Here is an 8117-nt window from a genome sequence, read left to right on the forward strand (position 1 = left end):
CATCCCTACAACCAGGAACAACAGTGGAAAAGCTGGCCAGACCAGCGGCTACCCCATGCCCGAAACACGCGCGTTCACGCCCCCCCGGGCGCGCGAACGAACCAGAACCCCACTCCACGGATCCAGGATTAGGGGCTTGACTCGAATTCGGCGGTGATCTTGGCGTGTGGCGCGTAGGTTGATCGTCGGTGTCCGAGGGTGAGGATGAGGCGAGTTTTCTGACCGCGAGGCAGGTCGCGGTGTACGGCTGTTTCGCTGGGGAGCCCTCTACGGAGGAGTTGGAGCGGTTCTTCTATCTGGATGATGAGGACCGCAAGCTGATCGCTTTGCGTCGTGGTGACGCCAGTCGGCTGGGATTTTCACTTCAACTCACCACTGTGCGTTTCTTGGGCACGTTCCTCGACGATCCGCTGGATGTGCCTGCGGTGGTGCTTGACGAGCTCGCCGGCCAGCTCGGGATCGCTGATCCGTCGGCGGTGAAGTCGTATGTGGAGCGGGTCAACACCAAGTGGGAGCATCGGCGCGAGATCTGTCGGGTGGACGGCTGGCGCGAGTTCGCGGGCGTGCGAGAGGAGTTGACGAGGTGGATCGATCATCGGGCGTGGACCACTGGCAGCGGCCCGAAGGCGATCTTCGATGGGGTGATCGGCTGGCTTCGGCAGCGGCAGGTGCTGCTTCCTGCGGCGCGGGAGCTGGAGAGGCTGGTCGCCCGGGTGGTGCGGGCTGCGCACACAAGGTTGTGGGGCGCGTTCGCCGACTCGCTGACCGCGCTGCAGGTGCGGCTGCTGCTGGATTTGATCGAGGTGCCGCCCGATCGCCGGTTCTCGCCGCTGGAGGTGTTGCGCCGTGGCCCGGTGAACCCGACGGGTAAGGCACTGGTCGCGGCGCTGGGCAGGGTGGCGCAGGTGGCCGGGATCGGTGTGGGCACAGTGGATGTAGCGATGGTGCCACAACGGCGGCTGGTGGATCTGGCGCGGCGCGGGATGGCGGCGCACGCGACCAACCTGCGCCGCACCCGGCCGTACTCGAAGCGGCTGGCGACGCTGTTGGCCACGGTCGTCTACCTGGAGGCCAAGGCGGTCGACGACGCCTTGGAGCTGTTCGACGTGATCATGACCAGCGAGTTGCTGGCGCGGGCGCAACGCCAGTCCAGCGACGACACGCTCAAGCGGTACCCGCGGATCACCAAGGACGCCAGCCGCCTGGTTAGGGCCGTGTCGGTGCTGCTGGAGGCCGCCGAGTGGGACGAGCACGTCACGATCGGTGTGTTGTGGGACCACATCGGCAACGTGGTCTCCAAGGCCGAGTTACGCGCGGCGGTGGCCAATATCAACGAGGTCGTGCCGCCGGATGCCGAACCGGATGGCGAGTGGCGTACCGCGCTGATGAACCGCTACCCGTTCGTGCGGAAGTTCCTGCGGCTGTTGGTGGAGACGATCGAGTTCGACGCCACCACGGACGCCGCGCCCGTGCTGGCCGCGGTCCGGGCGTTACCAGAGCTGTTGGAGCGGGGCTCGACCAAGCGGGTGCCGGTCGGCTACCTGGACGCCCGCGCGGTTGACCTCGATGTGGTGACCTCGGGCTGGGGGCCTGTGGTGCTGCGGCCCGACCGCCCCGAAGGCACCGTCGACCGGGCCGGGTACGTGTTCTGCGTGCTGGATCAGTTCCATCAGCGGCTGCGGCGCCGCGATATTTTCGCTGCCGCGTCGTCGCGGTGGGCGGATCCACGCGCCCTCTTGCTATCCGGTCAGCGGTGGGCGGACAGCCGTGATTCGCTGCTGAATTCGCTGCAACTGCTCGAAGATCCCGGCGAGCTGCTCGACGAGTGCGCCGCGGAGCTGGACGCGATGTGGCGGCACACGGCCGGGCGGGCTGTGGCGGGCGACATCAGCGTCGACGCCGACGGCCGGCTGCATGCGGCGGCGTTGACCGCGGTCCCGGAGCCGCCGTCGCTGATCGATTTGCGGCGGCGATGTCAGGCGATGATGCCGCGGGTCGACATCGGCGAGCTGATCCTGGAGGTGATGGGCTGGTGCCCGCAGTTCGGCGCCGCCTACACCCACGTCTCTGGCGGCACCCGGATCAGCGACAACTTCGATGTCACCCTTGCTGCGGTGCTGACCGCGCAGTCGCTCAACGTTGGTTGGGGCCCGGTTGTGACGCCGGGTGCCGACGCGCTGACCCGATCCCGGATCGGGCACGTTTTTCAGAACTATGTGCGCACTGAGAACCACGCGGGTGCCAACGCGGCGCTGATCGCTGCCCAGGCTGGGATCGGCACCGCCGAATTGTGGGGCGGGGGCCTGGTCGCCGCGGTGGACGGTACCCGATTCGTCGTGCCGGTCCGCAGCATCGATGCCCGCGCGAACCCGAAATATTTCGGGCGGAGAAAGGGCAGCACGCTGCTGAACATGATCAATGATCAGGGTGTCGGGCTGGCTGGGATGGTGCTGGCGGGCACCCCGCGGGACTCGTTGTACGCGGTCGATCTGATGTATCGCCGCGACGGCGGCCTCCGCCCGCAGGTGCTGATTTCCGACACCGGTTCCTACAGTGACATGGTGTTCGGCTTGTTGCGGCTCCTCGGTGTCGCCTACCGGCCCGAGCTGGCCGATCTGCCCGACCAGAAGCTGTGGCGCATCGACCCGGCCGCCGACTACGGGCGCCTCGACCGGGCCGCACGCGGGAAGATCGACATGGCGAAGATCGCCCGGCACTGGCCCGACATCGTGCGGGTGGTCGCGTCGGTGCACAGCGGTGAGATCAGCGCGTCCGACGTCGTGCGGATGCTGCAGCACGGTGGCAACCCCACCCAGCTCGGTGACGCGCTGGCGCAATTCGGCCGGATTTTCAAGACCCTCCATGTTTTGGCCTACGTCGACCGCGAACCGTATCGGCGCGGAATCAAAAGGATGCGCAACCTGCAGGAAGAGCGTCACGGGCTGGCCAAGCACGTCTTCCACGGCCGCAGAGGCGAGTTGCACGAGGCGTATCACGCCGGGATGGAGGACCAGCTCGGTGCGCTCGGCCTGACGATCAACGCCATTGCGCTGTGGAACACTGTGTATCTCGACGACGCTTTGAATCAGCTACGCACGCAAGGCTATCCGGTGCATGACGAGGACGTCGCGCGCCTGCACCCGTACTGGTACAAACACATCAACGTCCATGGGCACTACAGTTTCCAGCCACCGGAGCCCGGTCGACCCGCCCGCCGGGCGCTACGCGATCCCGACCTCCCCGAGGGACTGTAAATACAACGGCTCTGTCTCAATTTCTGAGACAGAGCCGTTAGGTTGACAGTCCCCTCCCCGACGACGAATAGAGTCTTGGGGTCTCGGTGTCTCCAGGTTCCGGACGCGCGGAAAACAACGACAACGGCTTGACCAGCAGCGATAGCGGTTTGCCGGTTCCAAATGGGTGGGGTTACGGGCTACACGCGCGGCGAGGGTCCGCTGATGATGCGGTGGATGGTGGAGCGGCCGACGCTGTATTCCTCGGCGAGGTCGGCCAGGCTCGCGTTGTCGTCCGGGTCGTGGTAGAGGGTTGATACGCCCGATCCGGCGCTAAGGATTTATTGTTGGTGACCTCCCATATTCGACGTGCTCGTATACCTCCCCGTGGTCACGAATGCGCGGGCTCGGGGAGTGCTCGGATAGCGGCGCAGTTGGCCCAGTCGGTTGCGAGGAGCGAGGCCCGTTCGGCGGCGAACTTCGGGTTGCAGCCGACGAGATCGGCGAGGACTGGGGCGGGGATCTCCCGCAGGAGTTCGTTGAATGCTGCGACCCGGCTGGCGCTGGTGATTCCCAGGCGGCGAAGCCGTTCCCGTAGTCGGCGGGTTGTGATCGGCTGGTTCGGTCGCTGGCCGGGGAACAGCCAGGACGATGTTAGGTTGGCGGCGGTGCCCAGGTTGCGGCGCTGGGTGATCAGGTCGGAGATGAGCCCGCCCAGCGGCTCAGGCATCGGCCCGCCTATGTGACAACTACCGTGCTTCAGCTCACGATGCCGGACGGACGAGGCGCTCGATGGAGTTTGCGTGGCGGTAACCCGACATTCGCAGGATTCCTGTGACCGACCAGAAGCTCAACTACGCCGACGTAAGCCACGTATTCGATCCCGAGATCAGCGAACTACGCGACATCTACATCGTCGGGACGGACGCAGACACGTGGCGGGCGCTGCTTACCGAACTCGCCTCCTCGGAGTGGGAGAGCAGGCTGTTCGAGGGACAGTCTGCAGCGGCAGACGACGTCACCGTGGAGAAGATCTTCAGCGTGAACGCCTCCCCGGACGAGGAGACGTATTCGCTGCGGGTCACCGTCGCGGACGCCTGGCTCTGGTGTCACTTCTACGACCTCGAGGAGATCGAGTTCAGTTTCGCCGCCGAGGCGATCGATTCGGCGGCGAAGTTCGACGAGTTGACGAGGTTCTTGAAGTTCCTGGCCACGACGACCCAGCGCGACACCAAGCTCACGCTCGAAGCGCCGGACGGGGCCACTGCTCCGCCCATCATCCTGGTCCGGCAGGATGAGACATCGCCCCAGTTTTTCGGGGTCTGACAGCGGGCGGCGACCCGTAGAAGGGGTCCCCGTAGTCCTGAAGAAATTTTGGTCGGATATGCCTTTGAGCTGTAGTGATGCTGAACGCAGCGCCGCGAGGTAGATCACTTCCGTTACGTTGTGCCTGTTTGTTCGGGCGTGGCGGAGGGCGATCGGGTGTCAGAGAAGATGTTCTCGCGGGAGCAGTACGAGCAGTTGCGGTCGTTCCCGGAGATCAGTCGGTCTGGCGCGCGAGGCTCAGTTCGATCCGGCTGGGCCGGACATCGAACCATCGGGTAATCGTTAGGGTCGAGACATGGTGCGGATCGTGCAGCCGCAGGCCGACGAGATCCGGGACGACGCGACCGAACGGTGGCTCGGCGGGCAGCGCAAGCGGCTCGATGGGCTGCAGCTCGCCGACCTGCCGCAGGTAGGGGCTTCAGCCTCGATGTCGGTGGCTGGACATCGCCTCGGTGGCCTGGTGCGCTGCGGCCAAGCCGGGTTTGACGTAGCGCTGGACGCTGCGCAGGCTCTTGTGGCCGGTCTTGGCCATGATGACGTTCGCCGAGACGTTGACGTCGCCGAGGTTGTGTGGCCGAGCTGTGACGGAGTTGGTGCAGGCGGAGGCCGTCGCCGTAGTGGCCGAGCAGGATGCGGGCGCGGTCGTAGCCGAGCCGGACCCGGTGGGTCTGCGGGCAGATGTCGCGGGGTCGGTGGTCGCGCGGCGGTGCGGTCCGGGCCGGTATTCGGACAGGAACAGGGGTGGGCGACGTGGCCGCGACGGTCGCGGCGATGAACGCCGAGGCCCGCCGGATCGGCGCCGACGACACGGCAACCGGGGTGACCTGGACGAAGCGGTTGGTGGCTCAGACGCTGCCGCTGACGGTGAGCTGAGCGCGTTCACCGCCGCGCGGGATGACTGGCCGTATCGTGGCGAGGGTCGGCGACGGAGGGAGACCGGGATGGCCCGCAACGAGCGGCTCACCGAGTGGGTGGACGCGATCAGCCTCAACCTGATGGCGCTGGAGTTCCGGGACCTCGAGGTGGACTTCACCGAGGGGTCGTTGCGGGCGCTTGAGACGGAGCTCCTCGATGAGTTCTTCCGCACCGACGATGTCGACGATTCCGGCGAGCGGGCCTTCCTCAACGGAGCGGCCGGCTACCTCGGCGAGGCGCTGCTGCGGCTGACCGGCGGCGGCTGGGGCTGGGGTGATGAGGAGCCGTTCATCCGCCCGGACAAGGCCCTCGGACTCGCGCTGCTGTTCCCGGCCCGCCTCGTCGAGCGTGCTGTCACCGAGCGGTCCGGCCGGATCTTCACCGACGCGTACGCGGCGTGGGCCGACGCGGCGGCGCGGCACAGGGCGGCGAACCCCGGCTGGACGCCGAAGAAGCAGCACACCTCCGGCGTCGACCCGTTCGAGATGGACGATGCCGACGCGGTGCACATCGCCGGCTGGACGGCCGAGCGCAAGGTGGTGTTCCCCGCCTGGGTGGCGACCTACGGACCCGAGACGGACTGGAGCTTCGGCCCGGAGTCGCTCGACGACCTGGAGGCACTGCTCGCCCGGCACGTGCCGAGCGCCGCGGAGCTCTACCTGCCGCCGGACCCGGCGTTCCTCGACGGTGCAGTGTGGTACTTCGGCGAGGTCGTCCGGCGGATCCGCGGAGGCCGGTGGGAGTACCGCACGCCCGTCCGCGGCGTGCCGAACCCGTACGCCGGCCGGCCGTACATCGTGCGGTCCGGCGCGGACCGTGAACCGGTGGTTCCTCTCATGGTGTTCAGCGGGTTCGTCACCACGAAGCAGCATGGCGCGCTGCGTGCGGAGTACGTCCAGCTCGGCGGCGGGTAGGTCGCGCTGGCTCGCCTCGACTAGCCTGAATGAGGCACGTCCATACGCCGATGTCTGCGGCGATTGCGCGTCAGCGCCGATCCGCCGCATGGGAGGGGCCCGAAACGCTGCAGACGGCACGGTAATCGGCTATTACGGCGCGTTCATCGGGGCGAAGGGGTCGTCCAAGGACCGCCCCGGCCCGTGGAGGTGACTCCCGAATCGGCTCACATCGCCGATGGATGAGTTACCGGATAACAGTCCGTTATCCGGTAGGGTGACCGACAAGAGCAGGCAACGACCAGCACGGATGTCGACCGACTGACCGTGTGACTCGTGCACGTTATCCGGTAGGTCGATCGGGGCCGGTGTGGTGATGGCAGCAACCGTAACCAAGCTGGAAATCCGGCGCGAGACCGAGACAGCTGGCGGGCCGACCGTGCGCGCTGCCATCGACGCATTCCTCGACTCCTCGAAGATCAAGGGCAACCCGAACACCCTGCGCGCGTACGCGGGCGTGCTCGACCGCACCGCCGATCAGCTCGAGGCCGACCGCGCCTTGGCCGAGGTAGCCGACGTAGAGGTCGGCGACGCGCTCACCGAACTGTGGGGCGACGCGAAGCCGGCGACCTGGAACCGCAACCGCCCCGCAGTCGGCTCCTGGCTGGTCTGGTGCGCCGACAAGAAGAACTGGGCAGCCCCGGCACTGCCAGCGACAATGGAGCGGCAGCACGAGAACAACGACGACACCAAGGCCGTGCCGCGCTCCCGCATCGACCGGCTCTGCCGCCGCCGGGACGTGCCGCTGCGGGAGAAGACACTATGGCGGATGCTGTATGAGTCCGCCAGCCGCGCCGGCGCTGTGCTCGCGTTGAACATCGAGGACCTGGACCTGCCCAACAAGCAGGCCAAGATCACCGCCAAGGGCGGCGACATCATGTGGATCACGTGGGGCACCGACACCGCGCTTCTGCTGCCTCGCCTGATCGCCGGCCGCGAACGCGGCCCGCTGTTCCTGTCCGAACACCGGCCCGGACCGCATCGCCGCGCCACCACCGACCCGCGCGACCTCTGCCCACAGACCGGCCGCGCCCGGCTCGGCTACGACCGCGCCCGCATCCTGCTCGCCCAGTACGGCAACGGGCTACGCCTGCACCAACTCCGCCACTCCTCGGCCACCCATCTCGGCGAGGCCAACGTCTCCGCCAACGTCATCATGGCCAAGACCGGCCACAAATCCCTGCGGTCGGTGCAGCGCTACGTCAAACCCGGCCTCGCCGCCGTCCACCAGGCCACCGAGACACTATCCAGCCCACGCCGCCGAAGCTGAAGCCCCTACCTGCGGAAACTCACGCTATGGCGGCTTTTGGGTCTACCTTGGCTGCACCCCACACACCGCCGGATTTCCGACGGCGTGTCACCCGCCCGGTAAACGTTCATGGTCAACGCACTAGCGACAGATAGCTCGCTACATTGCCCCGTGGGTCAGCTTCGGGAGCCCAGCCGACACCGACGGTCAACCTACGCGACAACGTCCACAACCACTGGTCGAATACGCCAACAACACTGCCGAACTCGGATCAGCAGAGCTTCTTTGAATCGCCCCGTGTTTCGTGCCCACCTCTTTCCTGGAGAGGATGGGCAGATCATGCCAGCGAAGTACGATGCAGCGACCCGCGCGAAGGCCGTGCGGTTGGTTGTCGATCACCGTGAGGACTACGCCACCGAGTGGGCGGCGATCAAGGCCGTG

6 protein-coding genes are annotated in these 8117 nt (G+C 66.8%); 5 read left to right on the top strand and 1 reads right to left on the bottom strand.

Annotated elements, in window-relative coordinates; genetic code table 11:
- Positions 1 to 188: 188 nt before the first annotated feature.
- Positions 189 to 3254 (top strand): Tn3 family transposase, encoded by a 3066-nt coding sequence (locus IU459_RS35820; RefSeq protein ID WP_195134034.1) that lies wholly within the window; start codon positions 189 to 191, stop codon positions 3252 to 3254.
- Between the two features lie 370 nt (positions 3255 to 3624).
- On the opposite strand, the gene IU459_RS35825 is transcribed toward IU459_RS35820, so the two are convergent.
- The gene (locus IU459_RS35825; protein WP_195134035.1) at positions 3625 to 3963 is read right to left on the bottom strand and encodes a hypothetical protein; all 339 of its coding nucleotides are present in this window, start codon (positions 3961 to 3963) and stop codon (positions 3625 to 3627) included.
- Positions 3964 to 4067: 104 nt separating this feature from the next.
- Between IU459_RS35825 and IU459_RS35830 the strand changes: the two genes are divergently transcribed.
- The 4 genes from IU459_RS35830 to IU459_RS35845 all read left to right on the top strand — a co-directional run bounded on the left by IU459_RS35830 (position 4068) and on the right by IU459_RS35845 (position 7697).
- Complete coding sequence (locus IU459_RS35830; protein WP_195134036.1) at positions 4068 to 4559, top strand: hypothetical protein; 492 nt, start codon at positions 4068 to 4070, stop codon at positions 4557 to 4559.
- Between the two features lie 741 nt (positions 4560 to 5300).
- Complete coding sequence (locus IU459_RS39490) at positions 5301 to 5432, top strand: hypothetical protein (protein ID WP_267469938.1); 132 nt, start codon at positions 5301 to 5303, stop codon at positions 5430 to 5432.
- A gap of 68 nt (positions 5433 to 5500) precedes the next feature.
- Complete coding sequence (locus IU459_RS35840) at positions 5501 to 6388, top strand: hypothetical protein (protein WP_195134037.1); 888 nt, start codon at positions 5501 to 5503, stop codon at positions 6386 to 6388.
- 355 nt (positions 6389 to 6743) lie between these two features.
- The gene (locus IU459_RS35845; protein ID WP_195134038.1) at positions 6744 to 7697 is read left to right on the top strand and encodes a tyrosine-type recombinase/integrase; all 954 of its coding nucleotides are present in this window, start codon (positions 6744 to 6746) and stop codon (positions 7695 to 7697) included.
- Positions 7698 to 8117 lie beyond the last annotated feature (420 nt).

This window comes from Nocardia amamiensis (assembly GCF_015477605.1).
Classification (GTDB): Bacteria; Actinomycetota; Actinomycetes; order Mycobacteriales; family Mycobacteriaceae; genus Nocardia; species Nocardia amamiensis_A.